This window comes from Nonomuraea sp. NPDC050680 (assembly GCF_040654555.1).
Classification (GTDB): domain Bacteria; phylum Actinomycetota; class Actinomycetes; order Streptosporangiales; family Streptosporangiaceae; genus Nonomuraea.
Window position 1 is genome coordinate 408,132 of sequence record NZ_JBFAIF010000001.1, and the last position, 19,761, is coordinate 427,892.

Annotated in this window: 21 protein-coding genes; 7 read left to right on the forward strand and 14 right to left on the reverse strand. The window is 68.8% G+C overall.

What is annotated here, in order from left to right:
• Positions 1-11 precede the first annotated feature (11 nt).
• Positions 12-662, reverse strand: coding sequence for a heme-copper oxidase subunit III (locus AB0H88_RS01960; protein ID WP_225298440.1), 651 nt, complete (start codon positions 660-662; stop codon positions 12-14).
• Between the two features lie 197 nt (positions 663-859).
• Here AB0H88_RS01960 and AB0H88_RS01965 point away from each other — a divergent pair, with 197 nt between their 5' ends.
• Both AB0H88_RS01965 and trpD read left to right on the forward strand, forming a co-directional pair.
• Complete coding sequence (locus tag AB0H88_RS01965; protein ID WP_357641975.1) at positions 860-1,258, forward strand: hypothetical protein; 399 nt, start codon at positions 860-862, stop codon at positions 1,256-1,258.
• Positions 1,259-1,267: 9 nt separating this feature from the next.
• On the forward strand, positions 1,268-2,314 hold the full coding sequence (gene trpD / locus AB0H88_RS01970; protein WP_357640010.1) for an anthranilate phosphoribosyltransferase: 1,047 nt from the start codon (positions 1,268-1,270) through the stop codon (positions 2,312-2,314).
• 144 nt (positions 2,315-2,458) lie between these two features.
• Here the strand turns inward: trpD and AB0H88_RS01975 are convergent, their stop codons facing one another.
• The 4 genes from AB0H88_RS01975 to AB0H88_RS01990 all read right to left on the reverse strand — a co-directional run bounded on the left by AB0H88_RS01975 (position 2,459) and on the right by AB0H88_RS01990 (position 6,731).
• Positions 2,459-3,724, reverse strand: a complete 1,266-nt coding sequence (locus tag AB0H88_RS01975) for an Ig-like domain-containing protein (RefSeq protein ID WP_357640013.1) — start codon at positions 3,722-3,724, stop codon at positions 2,459-2,461.
• Between the two features lie 141 nt (positions 3,725-3,865).
• Positions 3,866-4,279 (reverse strand): cytochrome c oxidase subunit 4, encoded by a 414-nt coding sequence (locus AB0H88_RS01980; protein ID WP_357640015.1) that lies wholly within the window; start codon positions 4,277-4,279, stop codon positions 3,866-3,868.
• Positions 4,279-5,940 carry a cytochrome c oxidase subunit I gene (gene ctaD / locus AB0H88_RS01985; protein ID WP_357640018.1) on the reverse strand — a complete coding sequence of 554 codons (1,662 nt, stop codon included), beginning with the start codon at positions 5,938-5,940 and terminating at the stop codon, positions 4,279-4,281. Before ctaD ends, AB0H88_RS01980 begins: the two co-directional genes overlap by 1 nt.
• Positions 5,937-6,731 (reverse strand): cytochrome c oxidase subunit II, encoded by a 795-nt coding sequence (locus AB0H88_RS01990; protein ID WP_357640021.1) that lies wholly within the window; start codon positions 6,729-6,731, stop codon positions 5,937-5,939. Before AB0H88_RS01990 ends, ctaD begins: the two co-directional genes overlap by 4 nt.
• Before the next feature lie 175 nt (positions 6,732-6,906).
• Between AB0H88_RS01990 and AB0H88_RS01995 the strand changes: the two genes are divergently transcribed.
• The 3 genes from AB0H88_RS01995 to AB0H88_RS02005 all read left to right on the forward strand — a co-directional run bounded on the left by AB0H88_RS01995 (position 6,907) and on the right by AB0H88_RS02005 (position 8,804).
• A complete protein-coding gene (locus tag AB0H88_RS01995) occupies positions 6,907-8,049 on the forward strand; it encodes a cysteine desulfurase family protein (protein ID WP_357640023.1) in 1,143 nt (380 codons plus the stop codon).
• Positions 8,046-8,291, forward strand: coding sequence for a sulfurtransferase TusA family protein (locus AB0H88_RS02000; protein ID WP_225298426.1), 246 nt, complete (start codon positions 8,046-8,048; stop codon positions 8,289-8,291). The genes AB0H88_RS01995 and AB0H88_RS02000 overlap by 4 nt, the downstream gene beginning before the upstream one ends.
• A gap of 81 nt (positions 8,292-8,372) precedes the next feature.
• Entirely contained in the window at positions 8,373-8,804 is a 432-nt protein-coding gene (locus AB0H88_RS02005) for a CBS domain-containing protein (RefSeq protein ID WP_357640026.1), read from the forward strand.
• Between the two features lie 129 nt (positions 8,805-8,933).
• On the opposite strand, the gene AB0H88_RS02010 is transcribed toward AB0H88_RS02005, so the two are convergent.
• Positions 8,934-9,920 (reverse strand): carbohydrate kinase family protein, encoded by a 987-nt coding sequence (locus tag AB0H88_RS02010; RefSeq protein ID WP_357640028.1) that lies wholly within the window; start codon positions 9,918-9,920, stop codon positions 8,934-8,936.
• Positions 9,921-10,033: 113 nt separating this feature from the next.
• Complete coding sequence (gene erpA, locus AB0H88_RS02015) at positions 10,034-10,387, reverse strand: iron-sulfur cluster insertion protein ErpA (protein ID WP_214637841.1); 354 nt, start codon at positions 10,385-10,387, stop codon at positions 10,034-10,036.
• A 157-nt stretch (positions 10,388-10,544) separates the two neighbouring features.
• Here erpA and nadA point away from each other — a divergent pair, with 157 nt between their 5' ends.
• Complete coding sequence (gene nadA, locus AB0H88_RS02020; RefSeq protein WP_357640031.1) at positions 10,545-11,717, forward strand: quinolinate synthase NadA; 1,173 nt, start codon at positions 10,545-10,547, stop codon at positions 11,715-11,717.
• A gap of 244 nt (positions 11,718-11,961) precedes the next feature.
• Here nadA and AB0H88_RS02025 read toward each other — a convergent pair whose 3' ends face one another.
• From AB0H88_RS02025 to AB0H88_RS02055, 7 genes are all read right to left on the reverse strand, one after another.
• Positions 11,962-12,579, reverse strand: coding sequence for an SIMPL domain-containing protein (locus AB0H88_RS02025; protein ID WP_357640034.1), 618 nt, complete (start codon positions 12,577-12,579; stop codon positions 11,962-11,964).
• A gap of 36 nt (positions 12,580-12,615) precedes the next feature.
• Entirely contained in the window at positions 12,616-14,874 is a 2,259-nt protein-coding gene (locus AB0H88_RS02030; protein WP_357640037.1) for a serine/threonine-protein kinase, read from the reverse strand.
• Positions 14,875-15,066: 192 nt separating this feature from the next.
• Positions 15,067-16,449 (reverse strand): alpha/beta fold hydrolase, encoded by a 1,383-nt coding sequence (locus AB0H88_RS02035; RefSeq protein ID WP_357640040.1) that lies wholly within the window; start codon positions 16,447-16,449, stop codon positions 15,067-15,069.
• Positions 16,450-16,474: 25 nt separating this feature from the next.
• The gene (locus AB0H88_RS02040; RefSeq protein WP_357640042.1) at positions 16,475-17,032 is read right to left on the reverse strand and encodes a hypothetical protein; all 558 of its coding nucleotides are present in this window, start codon (positions 17,030-17,032) and stop codon (positions 16,475-16,477) included.
• Positions 17,033-17,036: 4 nt separating this feature from the next.
• A complete protein-coding gene (gene htpX, locus AB0H88_RS02045; RefSeq protein WP_357640043.1) occupies positions 17,037-17,933 on the reverse strand; it encodes a zinc metalloprotease HtpX in 897 nt (298 codons plus the stop codon).
• A gap of 2 nt (positions 17,934-17,935) precedes the next feature.
• Positions 17,936-18,214, reverse strand: a complete 279-nt coding sequence (locus AB0H88_RS02050; protein WP_357640046.1) for a hypothetical protein — start codon at positions 18,212-18,214, stop codon at positions 17,936-17,938.
• Entirely contained in the window at positions 18,211-19,023 is an 813-nt protein-coding gene (locus AB0H88_RS02055; RefSeq protein ID WP_357640049.1) for a PspA/IM30 family protein, read from the reverse strand. The genes AB0H88_RS02050 and AB0H88_RS02055 overlap by 4 nt, the downstream gene beginning before the upstream one ends.
• Positions 19,024-19,149: 126 nt before the next feature.
• Between AB0H88_RS02055 and AB0H88_RS02060 the strand changes: the two genes are divergently transcribed.
• Positions 19,150-19,761, forward strand: coding sequence for a DUF3043 domain-containing protein (locus AB0H88_RS02060; protein ID WP_357640052.1), 612 nt, complete (start codon positions 19,150-19,152; stop codon positions 19,759-19,761).

A 19,761-nucleotide genomic window follows, 5' to 3' on the forward strand; every position in this document is an offset into this window, starting at 1 on the left:
GATCCCGTTCCTTAACGAATAATGTAGATGGTCGCGAAAAGACCGATCCAGACGACGTCGACGAAGTGCCAGTAGTAGGACACGACGATGGCGCTGGTGGCCTGCTCATGCGTGAAGCGCTTCGCGGCGTACGTGCGTCCCAGCATGAAGAGGAACGCGATCAGGCCACCCGTGACGTGCAGGCCGTGGAAGCCCGTCGTCAGGTAGAACACCGAGGTGAAGGCGTTCGCGGAAAGGGTCGCGCCCTCCTTCGCCAGCTCGCCGTACTCATACAGCTGACCGGCGACGAAGACCGCGCCCATCAGGAAGCTCACGAGGTACCAGAAGCGGAGCTTGCCGACCTGCCCCTTCTCCGCGGCCCATACGCCCAGCTGGCACGTCACACTCGACAGGACCAGGATGATCGTGTTGACCGTCGCGAACGGGATGTTCAGGTGAGCGCCTTCGGCTTCCACGCCCTTCTGCAGGAGCGCGGGGCCCCACTCGAGGCCGTTGCCCTCGCTCACCGACCGGATGGTGAAGTACATCGCGAACAGCGCCGCGAAGAACATGAGCTCAGAGGACAGCCAGACGATCGTACCGACGCTGACCAGATTGGGTCTGCGGTACGGCTGTGCTGTCGTCGTCGAAGTTATTGCGGATGCTGTCGCCACGGGCAGCATTATTGCGGCTTCTGTGGGCGGTCCCGCGCACGACCCCCCCGTAAGCAGGAACAAACATGCCCGTAACCTCAAAAAATGAGGACAAAACGCCCGCCAGAGACGGCGGCCTGGGATTGCGGGCCGGGGCACCGGTACGATCCCAGGTGACCATACAGCTACGACCGATAGCGAGCGCGACCGTGAGCACCGACGACACGATGAGGGTCCTCGTCTACAGCGACGACGCCGCCACCCGTGAAGAGGTTCGGCTGGCGATCGGCCGGCGACCCGCCGCCGATGTCCCCCTCGTGGAGATCGTGGAGTGCGCCACCGAGCCCAAGGTTCACCAGTGGCTGGGCTCCGGCGAGATCGACGTGGCCATCCTCGACGGCGAGACCCAGCCCGCCGGCGGCATGGGCGTCTCGCGCCAGGCCAAGGACGAGGTCTACGACTGCCCGCCCGTCTGCCTGATCATCGCCCGGCGCGACGACCGCTGGCTGGCCGACTGGTCCAAGGCCGACGCCGTGGTCCCGCAGCCGCTGGAGCCCATGGTGCTGGCCGACACCGTCGCCGACCTCATGCGCCGCCGCGCCTCGACCCGACTCAACGCGAAGTAGGTGCCCGCCGTGGATGCCCGGACGACCTGGCCCGCCCTGCTCTCGGCTCTCCTGTCGGGTGAACATCTGACCGCTGATGAGACGTCCTGGGCGATGCGGGAGATCATGTCCGGCTCCGCGACGTCGGCCCAGATCGCCGGGTTCGCGATCGCGCTGCGGGCCAAGGGCGAGACGGTGGCCGAGGTCGTGGGCCTGGCCCGCACCATGCTGGAGCTGGCCACACCCCTCGACGTCGAGGGCCCGGTCGTCGACGTGGTCGGCACCGGCGGCGACCGCGCCCACACGGTCAACGTCTCCACGATGGCCGCCATCGTGGCCGCCGGCGCGGGCGCCCGCGTGGTCAAGCACGGCAACCGCGCCGCCTCCTCCTCGTGCGGCGCCGCCGACGTGCTGGAGCACCTGGGCATCCGTCTCGACCTGACGCCCGAGCAGACGGCCCTGGTCGCCCGCGAGGCGGGCATCGCCTTCTGCTTCGCCCCGGTCTACCACCCCGCGCTGCGCTTCGCCGGGCCGCCGCGTAAGGAGATCGGTGTCCCGACGGTCTTCAACTTCCTCGGCCCGCTCACCAACCCGGCCCGCCCCGCGGCCCAGGCCATCGGCGTCTTCGACAAGAACATGCTGCCGGTCCTCGCGGGCGTCTTCGCCGAGCGCGGCGTCTCCGCCCTGGTCTTCCGCGGCGACGACGGCCTCGACGAGCTCACGATCGCCACGACCTCCACGGTCTGGGTCGTCAAGGACGGCGTCGCCACCCAGACGGTCTTCGACCCCTCGGTCCTCGGCATCCCCCGGGCCGACGCGGGCGCCCTCAAGGGCGGCGACGTCGACTTCAACGCCCAGGCGGTTCACGACCTCCTGCGCGGCAAGACGGGCCCGGTGCGCGACGCCGTGCTGCTCAACGCGGCGGCGGCCCTGGTGGCGCTGGACGGGCCCGGCGACGACCTCGACGCGGCCATGATCGACGGCTACGCGCGCGCCGTCCAGGCCGTCGACTCGGGCCGCGCCGCCGCCACCCTGGACCGCTGGATAGAGACCAGCCGCTCCCTCCGCCCGGCCTGACGACAGCGGGACCTGACCGACGGCGGGACCCTCAACAGGGCCGCCACGAGGGCTACAGGGACGGACAGAGGGCCTCAGGGAAGGAACCCGGAGCCGTCAGCGGTGAGAGCACTCAGCGATGAGAGCACTCAGCGATGAGAGCACTCAGCGATAGAGCATGGTGGGTGCGGCCTTGAGCGAGCTCCACTTGAGCCACTCCCGCCAGCTCTCCTGCCAGTGCCCCCACCCGTTGGTCGGCTCCAGCACCCGGGGCGAGCCCGTGATGATGATCGGGTCCCCGATCAGCGTGTTCTTGATGAACCAGGCCGCGTTCTCCGGGCTGACGTTCACGCACCCGTGGCTCACGTTGGCGTAGCCCTGTGAGCCGACCGACCACGGCGCGCTGTGCACGTACTCGCCGCTGTTGGAGATGCGCACGGTGTTGTAGACGGTCATCTGGTAGTAGCCCGCCGAGCCTGGCCCGATGCCGGGTGAGGTCATGACGGTCACCGGCTCCCTGGACATGGCCAGGTGGATGCCGGAGGTGGTGTAGTACTTCCAGTCCCCGCCCTGGCCGGCGCTCATCGGCATGGTGCGGATCTTCTTGCCGTCGCGCCGGACCGTCAGCACGTGGACGTCGGTGCTGCCCTTGGTGATCTGCTCACGGCCGATCTTGAAGTCGAAGGCGAAGTCGCGCTTGCCGTACACGCCCTCCGCCCCGCGTACGCCGGCCAGGTGGGCCTCCAGACGGACGTTGGTGTGCGCCGGCCAGTAGTGCAGTGGCCGGAAGTCCACGTGCCGGTCGTCGAACCAGTGCCAGGCGCCCTCGACCGGCTTCGAGCTGTGGATGAGGAGATTGCGCTCGACCGCCACCCGGTCGGTGATCGGCTGGTCGAACGTGATCATTACCGGCATGCCGACGCCGACCGTCAGGCCGGTGTCGTACCGGTTCGGCGTCACCGTCTCGATGTCGAAGGTCTTGGTCGCCTTGACCGTCGAGAACGTGCTGGTGGTCTCGATCGGCTTGCCGTCGGCTCCGGCGGCGAGCGTGGTGATCGTGTACGTGGTGCCCGGCCTGGCGGTACGGGTACTGCGCCAGGCGGTGCCGTCGGCGCTGAGCAGGCCCGGCAGTGCGCCCGCCTTGCCGTCGCCCTGGATCCGGACGCTCTTGAGGGTGCCGGACTGGGCGGCGACCACCACGGTCTGGTCAGTCGGGATATTTCCGGCTTTGTCGCGTGGATTCACCACCACGGCGGCCGCCACCGCCGGCTTCGTGACCCCCTCACCGACCGCGGCGGTCTGACCGGCCGCGGCACCACCGGCGGCACCGCTCGCCCCGGCGCTTCCTGAAGGGTCGGTCTGGGACCCCGAGCACGACGCCAGCAGGGCCAGGGCCAGCAGCCCGGCGGATCCATGAGCCAAGCGCCCCACGTGCACTCCCCCGTCCGAGATCGATCCATTCCCCTCAGTTGTTACCCTGAGTGCTCGATTCGTCACATCCGTGCACCGGTAAAGAACAACAAAAAGCGGGCGTCCTCTCCCAGAAGAGGACACCCGCCGAAAGTCTCGCGATCAGTGCGAGAAGTTACCCCTGTAGTACTGGAACACGAATCCGATCATGGCCATGATGATCAGGAACACGCCGATCAGGAACATCCAGAACCCGATCACGAACCCGGCGAACGCGAACGCCGCCGCCAGGCAGAGGAACAGCGGCCACCAGCTGCTCGGGCTGAAGAACCCGATCTCGCCGGCGCCGTCGCTGATCTCGGCCTGCTTGTTGTCCTCGGGCTGGTCACCGATGCGCCGCGCCGTGAACATCAGGTAGTAGCCGATCATGAACGCGAAGCCGACCGAGATGGCCATGGCCGTGGTGCCGACAGGCTCCCCGTGACCGGTCTCCGCCTTCGTCCAGAACCAGTAAGCGACGTCCACGCCGGCGAAGAACAGGCCGCACAGCAGGAACAGCCAACCCTGTACCTTCATCAGGCCTCGACCTCCTGGGGCGTCTTGGCGGACACGTGCGGGTAGTGCAGGTCGAACGCGGGACGCTCGGACCGGATCCGCGGCAGCATGCTGAAGTTGTGCCGCGGCGGCGGGCAGGAGGTCGCCCATTCGAGCGAGTTGCCGTAGCCCCACGGGTCGTCGACCGTGACCTTCGGCGCGCTGCGCGCGGTCTTCCAGACGTTGTAGAAGAACGGCAGTACCGACAGGCCGAGCACGAACGCGCCGACCGACGAGATCAGGTTCAGGTCGGTGAAGCCGTCGGCGGGGCTGTAGTCGGCGTAGCGGCGCGGGAAGCCGACGACGCCGAGCCAGTGCTGGATCAGGAACGTCGCGTGGAAGCCGATGAACAGCAGCCAGAACTGCACCTTGCCGAGCTTGTCGTCGAGCATCTTGCCGGTGAACTTGGGCCACCAGAAGTAGAAGCCGGCGAACATCGCGAACACCACCGTGCCGAACACCACGTAGTGGAAGTGGGCCACGACGAAGTAGGTGTCGCTGATCTGGAAGTCGAGCGGCGGCGAGGCCAGGATGACGCCGGTCAGGCCGCCCAGCAGGAAGGTGATCAGGAAGCCGATCGAGAACAGCATCGGCGACTCGAACGTGAGATGCCCACGCCACATCGTGCCGATCCAGTTGAAGAACTTCACGCCCGTCGGCACCGCGATGAGGAACGTCATGAACGAGAAGAACGGCAGCAACACCTGCCCGGTCGGGAACATGTGGTGCGCCCAGACCGTGATCGACAGGCCGGCGATCGAGATCGTCGCGGCCACGAGGCTGATGTAGCCGAAGATCGGCTTGCGGCTGAACACCGGGAAGATCTCACTCACGATGCCGAAGAACGGCAGCGCGATGATGTAGACCTCCGGATGGCCGAAGAACCAGAACAGGTGCTGCCACAGCAGCGCCCCTCCGTTCTCCGGAGTGAAGATATGGGTGCCGAGCTTGCGGTCGGCCTCCAGGGCCAGCAGCGCGGCGGCCAGCACCGGGAAGGCCATCAGCACGAGCATGCTGGTCAGCAGGATGTTCCAGGTGAAGATCGGCATGCGGAACATGGTCATGCCCGGCGCGCGCATGCAGATGATCGTGGTGATGAAGTTGACCGAGCCGAGGATCGTACCCAGGCCCGACAGCGCCAGACCCATGATCCACAGGTCACCGCCCATGCCCGGCGAGCTGATCGCGGTCGACAGCGGCGTGTAGGCGAACCACCCGAAGGAGGCGGCGCCGTTGGGCGTGAAGAAGCCCGACACCGCGATGATGCTGCCGAACAGGTAGAGCCAGTAGCTCACCATGTTCAGCCGGGGGAAGGCCACGTCGGGCGCGCCGATCTGCAGCGGCATCAGCTCGTTGGCGAATCCGGCGAACAGCGGCGTCGCGAACATCAGCAGCATGATCGTGCCGTGCATGGTGAACAGCTGGTTGAACTGCTCGTTGCTGGTGAACTGCAGCCCCGGCTGCGCCAGCTCGGCCCGCATGATCAGCGCCATGATGCCGCCGATCAGGAAGAAGACGAACGACGTGATCAGATAGAGGTGACCGATGATCTTGTGGTCGGTGCTGGACAGCCACTTCACGACCACCGCGCCCTTGCTGGCGCGCCTCGGGGTCGTCGAGATTGGCTCTTGGATGGCGGTCACTGAGCGCTCCCAGCCTGAGTGGCGATGTACTGGTCGTACTCAGCCTGCTTGACGAGCTTCACCGAGAAGAGCATGCGGCTGTGGTCGACGCCGCACAGCTCGGCGCAGCGACCCGCGTAGACGCCGGGCTTGTCAAGCGTGGTGATCTCGAAGAAGCGGCCCTTGTTGTCCTTGGGCAGCCCCGGGATGACGTCACGCTTGAACAGGAACGCCGGCACCCAGAAGGAGTGGATGACGTCGGGCGACTCCAGCTCGAACTCCACCTTCTTGCCCACGGGCAGCACGAGCTGCGGGCCCGACTTGTAGTCGCTCACGGGCTGGCCCACGACCGGCTTCAACGTCTTGCCGTTGATCGTCGTGGTGAACCGCCAGCTCCACTGGAACGCCTCCACCTTGACCTTGACGTCAGGGTGGCCGGAGAGCACCTGCAGATCCCGGCTGTCGCGCGCGGTGAAGAAGAAGAACACCGACACCATCACCAGCGGGATCAAGGTGTAGAGCATCTCGATCGGCAGGTTGTAACGGACCTGCGGCGGAAGCTCGGCCTTGGCCTTGCGCTTCACATGGAACACACACGCCCAGATGATCAGGACGATGACCACGGCGCCCGTGGCGAGTGCGGCGACCCAGGCCCCGTTCCAAAGATTCTGGACGATGTCGCCCTGGCTGGTGATGTGCTCAGGAAGCAGACCCTCAGACCAGTTGGCCTCGGGAATGTCATTAGCACATGCCGTAGCGGAGGCCAGCAGCAACGCCAAAGCGGCGGCTCGCGGCACTCTGCGCCGGGCCAACGAACGCCGTGTCGAACGGCGAGTCGGACTCACGGATCGCCTACCCCACAGATGAAGCCCAGGAGTCTTCCTGGGCGCTCGTAATGTCTAAAAGCACAGCTGATTGCAGACACATTAGCGTGCAAGGGCCCCGCCCTCCCGCGCGCCCCCTCGAAGGCGTACGGCAAGTGGGACGATGGGTCTCGTGGCGTACTTTGACGCGGCCTCGACCGAGCCGCTCCACCCCCAGGCCCGCGAGGCGCTCCTGGCGGCGATCGATGTCGGCTGGGCCGACCCCGCGAGGTTGTACGGCCAGGCCCGCCGTGCGCACCTACTGCTGGAGCAGGCCCGTACGGAAGTGGCCGAGGCGCTCGGCGCGCGCCCGGACGAGGTGTCGTTCACCTCTTCGGGCACACAGGCCGTGCATCTCGGCGTGCTCGGCACCCTACACGGCAGGCGGAGGGCGGGGCGGCATCTGGTGACGGGCGCGGTCGAGCACTCCAGCGTGCTGCACGCCGCCAGCCTGCACGAACGCGGCGGCGGTACGGTGGAGATCGTGGGGGTGGATCTGCGCGGACGCGTCGACCCGGCCGCCTTCGAGGCCGCCGTCTCCAGACCCGACACGGGCCTGGCCTGCCTGCAGACGGCCAACCACGAGGTCGGCACGCTCCAGCCGGTGGCGGAGGCGGCCGCGGCCTGCCGGGAGCACGGCGTCCCGCTGCTGGTCGACGCCGCGCAGACGGCCGGTCGGCTGCCGATTCCGGAGGGCTGGTCAGTGCTGACGGCCAGCGCCCACAAGTGGGGCGGTCCGGCCGGGGTGGGCGTGCTGGTGGTGCGCAAGGGCACCCGGTTCAGGTCGTACCTGCCGGAGGACGAGCGCGAGCGGCGCCGGGTCCCCGGGTTCGAGAACGTACCGAGCATCGTCGCCGCCGCGGCCGCACTGCGCGCGATGACCGTCGAGGCGGCGCGCGAACGTGACCGGCTCTCCGCGCTCGTCGACAAGATCAGGCGGACCGTACCGGAGATCGTGCCCGACGTGGAGGTGATCGGCGATCCGGTCGAGCGGGCGCCCCACATCGTGACGTTCTCCTGCCTCTACGTCGACGGAGAGGTCCTGCTCACCGAGCTGGACAAGGCCGGATTCGCGGTATCGTCCGGGAGTTCGTGCACCGCTAGTACGCTTCGTCCATCGCACGTTCTGGAAGCCATGGGCGTGCTCACGCATGGGAATGTCCGGGTGTCACTGCCCAGGGGCGCTTCCGCGGCCGAGGTCGACAGGTTCCTCGCCGTGCTGCCCGATGTGGTGCACCGAATCCGGCAGGACGCAGGAGTCGCATGACCGAGGTTATTCAGCCGGCGTTGACGATCGACGCGCTCGGGAAGAAGTGCCCGATCCCGATCATCATGCTCGCCGAGCAGATCAACTATGTACCGCTCAACGCCGTGATAGCCGTCCTGGCCGACGATCCGGCCGCGTTCACGGACGTCCCCGCGTGGTGCCGCCTGAAGTCCCACCGCCACGTGGGCTCCTACGAGCTGCCGCAGGGTGGCTGGTCCATCCACGTACGCCGCAATTACTGACATTTCATACGTACGGCGCAGAGCATCCCAAAGTGGGTAGGAAGCCCCTCGAGTCAGACCATCGACTTCCGGGGGGAAGACATGACGCATGGACACTCACACCAGACCGTGCGCGACCTGATGAGCCAGGGCGCGGAGTGCATCCCCGCCCACGAGACGCTCGACCGGGCCGCGCAGATGATGCGTGACAGCCACGTCGGAGCACTGCCGGTCTGCGTGGACGACCGGGTGACCGGGATCATCACCGATCGCGACATCGTGATCAAATGCGTGGCCGAGGGCCGTGCCCCGTCGGCCATGCGGGCGGGCGACCTGGTGGTCGGGCTGGTCTCGGTACCGGTCGACGCCACGGTCGAGGAGGCCCTCCAGCTCATGGAGGAGAATCAGATCAAGCGGCTGCCGGTGATGGCGGACATGCGGATCGTCGGCATGATCACCGAGGCCGACCTGGCCAGGCACCTGCCCGACGACCAGCTGGTCGAATTCGTCCACCGGGTGTACGCGGGCCCCTGACCGCCGGCTGGGTCGCGGGCCACCGCTGTGGTCGCGTCCGTGCGGTACAGGCCGCTTCTTCGCGGGGGAACACACCACCCGCCGCACTGAGCGTGCGGCGGGGCGCTCCGCGAGCGGTGGCGGCGGCGGTCAGGCGTGGTGGCAGCGGATGAGGCCCGCGATCTCCTCGGCGGCGCCGGCCCCGTAGGCGGCGGCGAACCGCTCCAGGAAGGCCTTCTGGCCGAGCTCGTACTCCTGGCCGCCGACCCGCTCCAGCACGTGCGTGGCGGTCAGGTTGCCGATCTGGCCGCAGCGCTCCAGCGGCAGGCCCCAGGCCAGACCGGACAGGAAGCCAGCACGGAAGGCGTCGCCGACGCCGGTCGGGTCGGCCTTGCCCTGCTCCGGCGCGGGAGCGACCTGGATGGACGGCTCGCCCGCGCGGTCGATGACGGCACCCTTGGGACCGAGCGTGGTGATGCGGACGCCCACCCGGTCCAGGACCTCGGCGTCGGACCAGCCGGTCTTCTGCTCGATGAGCCCCTTCTCGTAGTCATTGGAGAACAGGTAGGCGGCGCCGTCGACGAGGTCGCGGATCTGCTCGTCGGCCATGCGCGCGAGCTGCTGCGAGGGGTCGGCGGCGAACGGGATGCCACGCTGGCGGCACTCGTCGGTGTGGCGCAGCATGGCGTCGGGGTCGTTCGGGCTGATGAGCACCAGGTCGAGACCGCCCACGCGGTCGGAGACGGGCCGCAGCTCGATGAGCCGCGCCTCGGCCATCGCGCCGGTGTAGAACGAGGCGATCTGGTTGTGGTGCTCGTCCGTGGTGCAGAGGAAGCGGGCCGTGTGATGGTTCTCGGAGACGTGCACGGAGTCGCAGTCCACGCCGTGGCGCTCCAGCCAGGACCGGTAGTCGGCGAAGTCCGAGCCGACCGCGCCCACGAGAATCGGCTTGAGCCCCAGGCAGCCCATGCCGAAGGCGATGTTCGCCGCGCACCCACCGCGACGGATCTGCAGGTCGTCGACCAAGAAGGAGAGCGACACCCGATCGAGCTGCTCGGCGATCAGCTGCTCGCCGAAGCTTCCTGGGAAGGTCATCAGGTGGTCGGTCGCGATGGAGCCGGTGACGGCGATGCGCACGGGATTCTTCTTCCTCGTTGTCAACAAGCCAATGAACCAAACGAGGATACGCGAGGAAGGATACGCGAAGGTCCCGCGTCGCAGGGATGCGAGCGGGACCTTGGCGGCATCGACTAGTTGAACGAGTCGCCACAGGCACAGGAGCCGGTGGCGTTGGGGTTGTCGATGGTGAAGCCCTGCTTCTCGATCGTGTCGACGAAGTCGATGGAGGCGCCCAGCAGGTAAGGGGCGCTCATCCTGTCGGTGACCACGCTCACGCCGCCGAAGTCGGTCACGACGTCGCCGTCCATCGAGCGGTCGTCGAAGAAGAGCTGGTAGCGCAGACCTGAGCAGCCACCCGGCTGCACGGCCACGCGCAGCTGCAGGCCCTCTTCGCCCTGCTGCTCAAGCAGGGCCTTGACCTTGGCGGCGGCCGCGTCAGTCAGGATCAGGCCCTGCGTCGTGGTCTCGCTGCTCTCAACCGTCATCTGCTGACTCCCTAACCCGGCTGTCTGTTTACGACGTCCTACTTAGACGCTACCAACACATCCCCTGTGCTACACATTCCCAGCCCTCCGGACCCCGGGAATAAACGCTACGGGCGATATGTCATGATGAGTATCGTCAGTTCGACGATAAGGGGGTATGGCCATGGCCACCCAGACTGGGCTGCCGCTCTTCGTACTCGGCCGGGACGCCGATCCGCACAGTGAGAAGGGGGTCGACTGTCCTGGTGAGCTGCCGCCCGCCTCCGATCCGGACCTGGTGGAGCGGGCGCGCAAGGCCAAGGAGACGCTCGGTGACCGGCTTTTCGTGCTGGGCCACCACTATCAGCGTGACGAGGTCATCCAGTTCGCCGACGTCACAGGTGACTCCTTCAAACTCGCGCAGCAGGCCGCGGCCAGGCCGGAGGCGGAGTTCATCGTCTTCTGCGGCGTGCACTTCATGGCCGAGTCCGCCGACATCCTGACCGGCCCGGCGCAGAAGGTGATCCTGCCCGACCTGGGAGCGGGCTGCTCGATGGCGGACATGGCCACCTTCGACCAGGTCGAGGAGTGCTGGGAGTCGCTGGAGGACGCCGGTCTCGCCGATCAGGTGATTCCCGTCACGTACATGAACTCCAGCGCCGACATCAAGGCCTTCTGCGGCCGCAACGGCGGCGCGGTCTGCACCTCCTCCAACGCCAAGAGGGCTCTCGACTGGGCGTTCGAGCAGGGAGACCGTGCAGGGATGAAGAAGGTGCTGTTCCTGCCCGACCAGCACCTGGGCCGCAACACCGCGGTGCTGGAGATGGGCATGTCGCTGGACGACTGCGTCGTCTGGAACCCCCACCGCCCGAACGGCGGCCTCACCCGCGAGCAGCTCGACCGCGCCAAGATGATCCTGTGGAAGGGCCACTGCTCGGTGCACGGCCGTTTCACGGCCGAGTCGGTCGATGACGTACGGCGGCGCATCCCGGGCGTCAACGTGCTCGTGCACCCGGAGTGCAAGCACGAGGTGGTGCTCAAGGCCGATCACGTCGGCTCGACCGAGCACATCATCAAGACGCTGGAGGCAGCGCCGGCGGGTTCGAGCTGGGCGATCGGCACGGAGCTGAACCTGGTCAAGCGGCTCGCCGCGCAGTTCCCCGACAAGAACGTCTCGTTCCTGGACAAGACGGTCTGCTACTGCTCGACGATGAACCGGATCGACCTGCCGCACCTGGTGTGGGCGCTGGAGTCCCTGGCGCTCGGGGAGGTCGTCAACCAGATCACGGTCGACGCCGACACCACCCACTGGGCCAAGGTCGCCCTGGACCGAATGCTGGCCCTCCCCTGACACCTCACGGCCGCCGGTCATCCCTCCAAAGGGCGGACCGTCCCCATCCACTCCCCCGAAGGGGGGACCCCTCCGAAGGACCCCAACACAACGGACCGTCCCCCTTCCCCGAAGGGGGATCCCTCCGAAGGACCCCGACACAACGGACCGTCCCCATCCACTCCCCCGAAGGGGGATCCCTCCCGAAGGACCTTAGCCACGACGGGCCGTCACAGGGATCGAGACGGTCGCGTGACGAACCGCGTTAGTCGCCGAAGGCGTAGACGACCCGGACGCCGATCGACAAGGTCTGGCGTCCGGGGCTGATCGACGCCTTCTCGTCCGCCGCGAGCGCGGCGAACACCATCGGCTGTGGGCCGCCCGTCAGCTCCTCGGTCACCGAAATGACCCCGCCCAGCGGGCGCCCGGCGAGTTCGGCGTACTGGGCCGCCTTGGCGGCGGCGTCGCGGAACGCCCGTTCCCTCGCCTCCGCCAGGGCTGCGGTGGGGTCGGACAGCTCGAACGACACGCCGTTCAGCCGCGCCTCCTCCCCCACCGCCGCCACGGTGTCGATCACCCGGTCGGCCCGCGGCAGGTCGCGGACCAGCGCCTCGACGCCCTGCGCGGCTCTGTAGGCGGCCACCTTGGGATAGACCTCGTACTCGGGGCCAAGGGACAACTCGCTGGTGCGCAGGTCCTCGGGGGCGAGGCCGGCCCCCGTCAGCGCCTGCGTGAGCCGGACGGCGGCGGCCCTGACGGCGGCGAAGGCTTCGGCCGCCGAGGTCCTGCGCACCTCCACGCCCGCGTTCAGCCGCATGACGTCAGGCGCGGCCGAGACCGCCCCCTCGCCGGCGACGGCGATCTGCTCGTGCTCCGTTTCCACGCGCACCCCCTAGGGTCCGTAGGATCAGCGGGTTCGTCAGGGCGTACCGCGGCTGAAGCGCATGCCCATCTTGTCGAACTCGGCCCGCTTGGCCGCGGTGGCCAGCACTCTGATGACCTGCCCCTTCAAATCGATCACAACCGCCTCGTATCCCGCGCCCTTGACCCGCCACACGGCCAGGTGCTGGTCATCCCACCAGCCGATGAGCCGGTTGGTGGCGAACGGGATGGTGACGGGCGTGCTCCCGCCGCCCGTCGTGGACCTGGCGCAGAGCGTGCCGCCCGCCGCGGTGCAGTGGGACAGGAACAGCCCGCCCGACGGGGAGACGTCGTCGCCCTCCACCCAGACGGGCGCGCCCGCGCTGGACAGCGTGCGCAGCGCGTTGCCGGCCAGGTCGTAGAACTTCATCCGGCCGCCCACCCATGTGCCGACGGCCTGCCCGCCGGCGTCCCAGAAGAAGCGCCACTCGCCCGCGCCCTTCTCCTTGACCTGGTAGACCTTGCCGGTGCCCCGCGCGACGTCGATGACGCCGTAGCCGTACTCGACGCTGTCCCCGCCCTTTCCCTCGAAGCTCGTGTCCTTGAAGAGCGTGACCAGGCCGAGCTTGCCGTCCGGCGACCAGCGCGGTGTCGTCGGGAACACCGGCTTGGTGCTGAGTTTCACCGTGCGCTTTGCGCCGGTCCGGTGGTCGATGATCGACACGAGGGAGTAGCCGTCGCCGCTGTAGTCGACGTCGGTGGCGAGCGCGCGGGTGCCGTCGGCGTCCAGGGCGTACTCGAAGTAGTGGTTGTCGAGCGTGAAGTCGTCGGACGCGGCCCGCCGGACGTAGACGCCCTTGTCGCCGTTCAGGCTGTAGGAGGCCAGCTTGATCGGGTCGGAGCCGTTCTCCCGGATCTCCACAGAGGTGCCGGGCAACGCGATGGTCCGGGTGCTCTGGCCCAGGCTCGGCGTGGGGGTCGGGGTTGGGCTCGGCGTGGGGCTCGAACTCGGCGTCGGGGTCGGGGTCGGGGTCGGGGTCGGGGTCGGGGTCGGGGTCGGGGTGTACGAGGCATCCGTGCTGTCGGTGTCGTCCGGTGTCGGCGAGGAGGTGCCGATCGGGCCGGGCAGGGCCGCGAGCCGTACGGCGACGATGCCGCCGACCGTGGCCAGCGCCAGCGCGCACGCGACGGCTATGGCGACGATCCACCCGATGCCCCGCCTGCCGCCGGTCCGGGCGGGCGGCTGGGTCAGCGGGAGTTGCCCCTGGTACAGCGGCCGCGCGTACGGGGGCGGCGGAGGCTGCTGGTACGGCTGGTGCGTCGACGGCACCGGCCCCGAGCCGCCCGGCGGCCCGGATACCTGCGCAGGCGTGGAGCCCATCGCCGGCATGGGGCCCGAGTTCACCGGCGGAACCGGGCCCGAGGCGGCCACGGCGGTGCCCTGATGCAGGAGGCTGGGTGCGGCGCCGCCAGGCTGGTCCAGGAGGCGGGGTGCGGTGCCGCCGGGCCCGTGGCCGAGCAGCCGCATCAGCGCCTCACTCGCCGTCGGCCGTCGCCCTGGATCCTTGGCCAGGCAGTCCGTCACCAGCGAGCGCAGCGCCGGATCCTGAACCGGCGTGACGTCGGCGTCGGTATGGATGATACGGTTGACCACCGCCGGCAGACTGTCCTGCCCGAACGGCGGCTGCCCGGATGCGGCGAACAGCAGCGTGCACGCCCACGCGAACATGTCCGCCTGAGGCCCGGGAGCCGCCTCCGTGAGCTGCTCGGGCGCCATGAACGACGGTGTGCCGATGGCGCTGGCCGTCAGCGACGAGGTCAGGTCGAGCGCCCTGGCGATGCCGAAGTCGATCACCCGGGGCCCGTCGGAGGCCAGCACGACGTTCGACGGCTTGAAGTCGCGGTGCACGATGCCCGCCTGGTGGATGGCGACGAGCGCGGTCACCGTACCGATCGCCAGGCGGTGCAGGGACGTCCCCGAGCGCGGACCGTCCGTACGCACCACGTCATCGAGCGTCGGGCCGTCGATGTACTCGCTGACGATGTACGGCAGTCCGCCGGACAATCCCGTCTCGATGACCTGAGCGGTACAGAAAGGGGCGACCCGCCGAGCCATCGCCACCTCGCGGACGAACCGTTCCGACGCCTCGTGGTCCCCGGCCAGGTCCGCGCGGAGCAGCTTCACCGCGACCTGCGCGCCGTTGGCGGCGGTCGCGAGGTAGACGGTCCCCTGCCCGCCCTCCCCCAGCCGCCCCGACAGGGTGTACGCCCCCACCGACGCGGGATCCCCTGGCCTGAGGGCCACGAGGTCCGGCATGTACAACCCCCATATATGGCGTCTTTTCCGCCATTCTGGTGGGTTACGCGGCTCCGCGTCAGCCCATCGACGCACACACCAGCCGCAACACTCTCGCCGGGTCGCTCCGCGCTCCGCCGCTGAGGCCGGGGTGCGCCGTCGCGTCACAGGCCGCGGACGGCGTCGCGTCACAGGCCGGGGTGCGCCGTCGCGTCACAGGCCGCGGACGGCGTCGATGATCGCGCCGGAGGCGGCGAGGTGGAGGCGGCGGGTTGAGGAGGTCAGGCGGACGAGGTCAGCGTTCAGGTCGCCGGCCAGCCGCTCCTGGCGTCGCGCCCGCCCGCCCGTGCCGATCACGTTCACCGGGCTGATCACGGTCACCGGTACGTCCGGGAAGGCATGCCGCGCCCGGACGCGGCGCAGGTCTGCCGCCATGTCCCGCCGGGCCAGAAACTCCCCCGCCGCCGCGGCGAGCACCCGGCCGGTACGGTACCCGCGCCCCGGGTCCGGCAAGCCGCTGACCAGCCGATGGACGACCGGCCCCGTCAGGAAGGCGAGCGCGGCGGCACCCCAGGCACCACCCAGCGCGGGCAGCCATCGGCCGACGGACCTGCCGAGCGACGAGGCGCCCCGGTGCCGGTCGGCCCGGCTCGGGTCGACCAGCACCAGCCGGGACACGCACATCGGATGCAGCCTGACGAACGCCTCCGCGTGCCAGGCGGCCACCGAGTGGGCCACCACGGTGACCTGTTCGGGATGGGCGGGGGCCAGGGCGGCCAGGCGGGCCGCCTCCCCGTACAGAGTGGGTGGAGCCGGTGAGGCGGGGCTGCGGCCGAGACCGGGCCGGTCGAAGCGGATCACCCGGTGGCTCCGGGCCAGTTCGGCGGCCACCCCGTCCCAGTGAGACGACACACCGCCCAGTCCCGCGCTGATGAGCACGACCGGCCCCGCACCCTGCACGACCACATGCGGCCCCTCGCCGGGCAACATGGGAGGGTCGTCGGCCTCCAGCAGCCGCAGCGCGACGTACACCAGCCAAACCGCCACCAGCGTCGCCTGCCCGCGCTGCGCCAGCCCCGCCGGGTATCCACCCGCGATGGCCGCCAGCGTCAGTGCGGTGACGCCCAGAGCCGTGCCGGTGATGAGCCAGGCGACGCAGGTGTCCCAGTATCGGCTCAGCAAGCCCATCGCGGCCAGCACGGCGGCCGTGGCCAGCACACCGGTCACGGCGTGGACGTGGTGCGCGAGCGACAGCGGGCCGAGCTCGCAGACGGGATCGCCCAGCGCGGCGCAGTCGAGCGGGAACAGCCCTCCGGCGAGCACGAGAACGCCGAAGGCCGCCACCCCGAGCCAGGCGAACCGCTCCCGCCGCACCCTGGGTGTCAGCGCCACCCCCAGCACGATCGCCAGGCCCGCCAGCACGTCGGCGGCCCTGAACAGGCGCGTCGCGGGCTGGTCGCGCGCCGCCAGCTCGCCGACCAGGCCAGCGGTCCGGTCGGCCAGCGGGCTGGTGAACTGACCTGGCATCCAGGCGCTGTACAGGACGGCCGCCACGACGAAGGCGGTGGCCGCGAGCACCAGCAGTCTTCGCTCCACGTGATCATTAGATCACCCGGTGCGATCAGAGCCCGGGGGCGCCCCATACCGGGAACCAGCGGCCGAGATCCTGTTCCAGCGGCAGCTCGCCTTCCAGCGCGCCTCTGGCCTGGAGTTCGAGCGCGTTGTCGCGGTGCTGGCCGGACAGCGGCGCGAACGGGTAGAACGTGCCGCGTTTGTACAGGTAGACGACCGCAAGCCGCCGGCCGTTGGGATCAGTGAACGACACCAGCGAGCAGAGCAGCGAGGGACCGAATCCGGCGCCCTCCAGCGAGGCGTTGACCGCGTGCAGCTCGGTGACCAGGTCGCTGACGTCGTCGGGCGATCGCCGCACCAGGAGCCAGGTGTAGCCGTAACCGTCGGACGACTTGTCGACGCGGTCGCCGAGCAGCGCCTGTACGTCGCTTTCGAGGGTGGCGAACGCGCCACCCTCCGCCGCGCGGAAGGACACCGAGCCGAGACCGGTGGGAACGAGACCGGTGGCGGCCTGCAGTGTCACCGCCGCGGACGGCAGCGCGAACAGTGCGTCGAGGTTGGGCGGTGCAGGCTTCGACCGGCCTAGCAGGGTGTCGAGCCAGCCCATGCGGTCAGCCCCTTCCGAGTTGGGCGGAGATCCTGGCCAGCTGCTCCAGGCGGCGCTCCAGCGGTGGGTGAGTGGAGAACAGGGTGGCGATGGAGGCGCCCTTGGCCAGCGCGGGGGCGAAGTAGAAGGCGTTGAACGGCGCCGCCTCACGCAGGTCTTGGTTCGGGATCCTGGCCATGTCGCCGGTGACCTTGGTCAGCGCGCTGGCCAGGGCCGAGGGCCGCTGGGTGAGCAACGCGCCCGCCCGGTCCGCGGCCAGTTCGCGATAGCGCGACAGGGCCCGGGTGAGCAGGAAGCTGATCGCGTACACGACGATCGAGACCAGCATGATGATCAGCCCGATCGGCAGGCCGCCGTTGTTGTCGCGGCTGCGGCCCAGCCCGGTGTAGAGGGCGAACCTGGTCATCAGACCGGCCACGATGCCGAGGAACGAGGCGATCGTCATGACCGCGACGTCACGGTGGGCGACGTGCGACAGCTCGTGTGCCAGCACGCCTTCCAGCTCCTGGGGCTCCAGGCGGCGCAGGATGCCGGTCGTCACGCAGAGGACGGAATTGTTCTGGTTGCGGCCGGTGGCGAAGGCGTTGGGGACGTCGGAATCCGCTATCGCCACCCGCGGCTTGGGCATGTCGGCCATCGCGCACAGGCGGTCGACCATGCCGTGGAGCTCGGGAGCCTCTTGCGGCGAGACCTCCCGGCCGTGCATCGCGAACAGCGCGATGCGATCGGACAGGAAGTACTGCGCGAGCAGCAGGCCCCCGGCGAGCACCAGCACGACCAGTCCTTGAACGCCCACGGCGATCAGGACCCCCATGAAGGCCACGTAGAGCAGCCCCAGCAGGAACATCGTCACGACCATGCGGGTGGTCAGGCCGCGATCGGGCGCGAACCGCGTGTTCATGGCTAGCCCGGGATGAGGCCCTGGTCGCCCAGCATCTCCCGGACCTCCTCGATCGAGGCGTCCGCGGGGGGAAGGATCAGCTCTGACGGCTCAAGGCTGTCGTCGGGAAGCGACTTGCCCACGTGGCGCACCTTGTCGAGCAGGGCGTGCAACTTGACCCGGAAGCTCGCCTCGTCGTCGGACTCGATGGCCGACTCGAGCTCGCTGTCGAGCTGGTTGAGCACAGAGATGTCCTCGGCCGAGATCTCGACCTGCCCCTCGCCCATGATTCTGACGATCATGCGCCCTCCCCAGGCTGGCGCAGCTGCTGCGTGTTCTGAGGCTGAGCCTGCTGGGGCGCGCCCTGCTGGCCGCCCTGGCCCGGCTCGATGGCGCTCTTGGGCGCGGGACCCTGGCCGAGCTCGGCCTTCATCCTGGCCAGCTCCAGCTCCACGTCCATGCCGCCGCCCATGCGGTCGAGCTCGGCCTGGATGTCGTCGCCGCGGGTGCCGCTGTAGTCATCGAGCGCGCCGCTGGCGAGCAGCTCGTCGATGGCGCCGGCGCGGGCCTGCATCTGCGCGGTCTTGTCCTCGGCGCGCTGGATCGCGAGACCGACGTCGCCCATCTCCTCGGAGATGCCGGAGAAAGCCTCGTTGATGCGCGTCTGCGCCTCGGCCGCGGTGTAGGTGGCCTTGATCGTCTCCTTCTTCGTACGGAAGGAGTCGACCTTCGCCTGCAGCCGCTGGGAAGCCGTGGTCAGCTTCTCCTCCTCGGCCTGCAGATTCTCGTGCTGGATCTTCAGGTCGGCCATCTGTCCCTGCAGATTGGACCGGCGCTGGAGGGCCTCACGGGCCAGGTCCTCACGCCCGACGGACAGCGCCTTGCGGCCCTGCTCCTCATAGCGCCTGGCCTGCTGTTCGAGGCCGTTGACCTGCAATTCCACCCGCTTGCGCGAGGTGGCGACGTCCGCCACGCCCCGGCGTACCTTCTGCAGCAGCTCCAGTTGCCGCTGGTAGGAATAGTCGAGGGTCTCGCGCGGATCCTCCATTTTGTCCAGGGCCTTGTTGGCCTTGGACTTGAAGATCATCGAAAGTCTCTTCATCACGCTCATGCGCGTCGGCCGTCCCCTTCTTAGGTCGTGCTGGTGTTCACCCAGTGCAGCGCAGCCGCCTTGGGATTACCCTACGCATAACGCACGGGGGCGTCACTAAGTTGCCATCCAGGTAGGGTTGAGGTCGTGTTGCGACGCCGTTCCCAAACCTCCGTGGACGACACCCCCGTCCCCATTGACGATCCTAAGCCCCAGGGCAAGGGTCGTCCCACACCCAAGCGCCGGGACGCGGAAGGCAGACGGCGCCAGCCGGTCACCGCGCCCAAGGACCGCAAAGAGGCCTATCGACAGGCCCGCGCCAAGCAGACTGTCGAGCGCGAGCGGGCCCGTAAGGGCATGCTCGCGGGCGATGAACGCTATTTCCCAGCCCGTGACAAGGGCCCGGCGCGCAAGTTCGCGCGCGACTGGGTCGACTCGCGGCGGCTGCCGAGCCAGTACTTCCTGCCGTTCTCGCTGGTGATCCTGCTGGCGACGTGGATCCCGTGGCCCACCGACATCCGTCCGCTGGTGCTCGGCTACGTGATCACGATCGGCTGGCCGATCATGATGATCGGCGTGCTCTTCACCTCGATCTTCGTGGCCTGGCGGGTCAAGAAGCTGGTGGCGGAGAAGCATCCCAAGGAGAGCCTGCGCGGCGTCGGCTTCTACGCCGCGATGCGGGCTCTGCAGATCCGCAAGCTGCGCTTCCCGCCGCCCGCGGTCCTGCCGGGCGGCAAGCCGGTTCCGGCCAAGAAGTAA

What these genes read in the sequence shown, in the direction of transcription:
- AB0H88_RS02000 (WP_225298426.1), top strand. Translation starts at nt 8,046, where the DNA reads ATGACCGAGGTTATTCAGCCGGCGTTGACGATCGACGCGCTCGGGAAG.
- erpA (WP_214637841.1), bottom strand. Translation starts at nt 10,387, where the DNA reads ATGACGGTTGAGAGCAGCGAGACCACGACGCAGGGCCTGATCCTGACT.
- nadA (WP_357640031.1), top strand. Translation starts at nt 10,545, where the DNA reads ATGGCCATGGCCACCCAGACTGGGCTGCCGCTCTTCGTACTCGGCCGG.
- AB0H88_RS01980 (WP_357640015.1), bottom strand. Translation starts at nt 4,279, where the DNA reads ATGAAGGTACAGGGTTGGCTGTTCCTGCTGTGCGGCCTGTTCTTCGCC.
- AB0H88_RS02040 (WP_357640042.1), bottom strand. Translation starts at nt 17,032, where the DNA reads ATGGGCTGGCTCGACACCCTGCTAGGCCGGTCGAAGCCTGCACCGCCC.
- AB0H88_RS01965 (WP_357641975.1), top strand. Translation starts at nt 860, where the DNA reads ATGAGGGTCCTCGTCTACAGCGACGACGCCGCCACCCGTGAAGAGGTT.
- AB0H88_RS02005 (WP_357640026.1), top strand. Translation starts at nt 8,373, where the DNA reads ATGACGCATGGACACTCACACCAGACCGTGCGCGACCTGATGAGCCAG.
- AB0H88_RS01995 (WP_357640023.1), top strand. Translation starts at nt 6,907, where the DNA reads ATGGGTCTCGTGGCGTACTTTGACGCGGCCTCGACCGAGCCGCTCCAC.
- AB0H88_RS02050 (WP_357640046.1), bottom strand. Translation starts at nt 18,214, where the DNA reads ATGATCGTCAGAATCATGGGCGAGGGGCAGGTCGAGATCTCGGCCGAG.
- htpX (WP_357640043.1), bottom strand. Translation starts at nt 17,933, where the DNA reads ATGAACACGCGGTTCGCGCCCGATCGCGGCCTGACCACCCGCATGGTC.
- AB0H88_RS02055 (WP_357640049.1), bottom strand. Translation starts at nt 19,023, where the DNA reads ATGAGCGTGATGAAGAGACTTTCGATGATCTTCAAGTCCAAGGCCAAC.
- AB0H88_RS01960 (WP_225298440.1), bottom strand. Translation starts at nt 662, where the DNA reads ATGCTGCCCGTGGCGACAGCATCCGCAATAACTTCGACGACGACAGCA.
- AB0H88_RS02030 (WP_357640037.1), bottom strand. Translation starts at nt 14,874, where the DNA reads ATGCCGGACCTCGTGGCCCTCAGGCCAGGGGATCCCGCGTCGGTGGGG.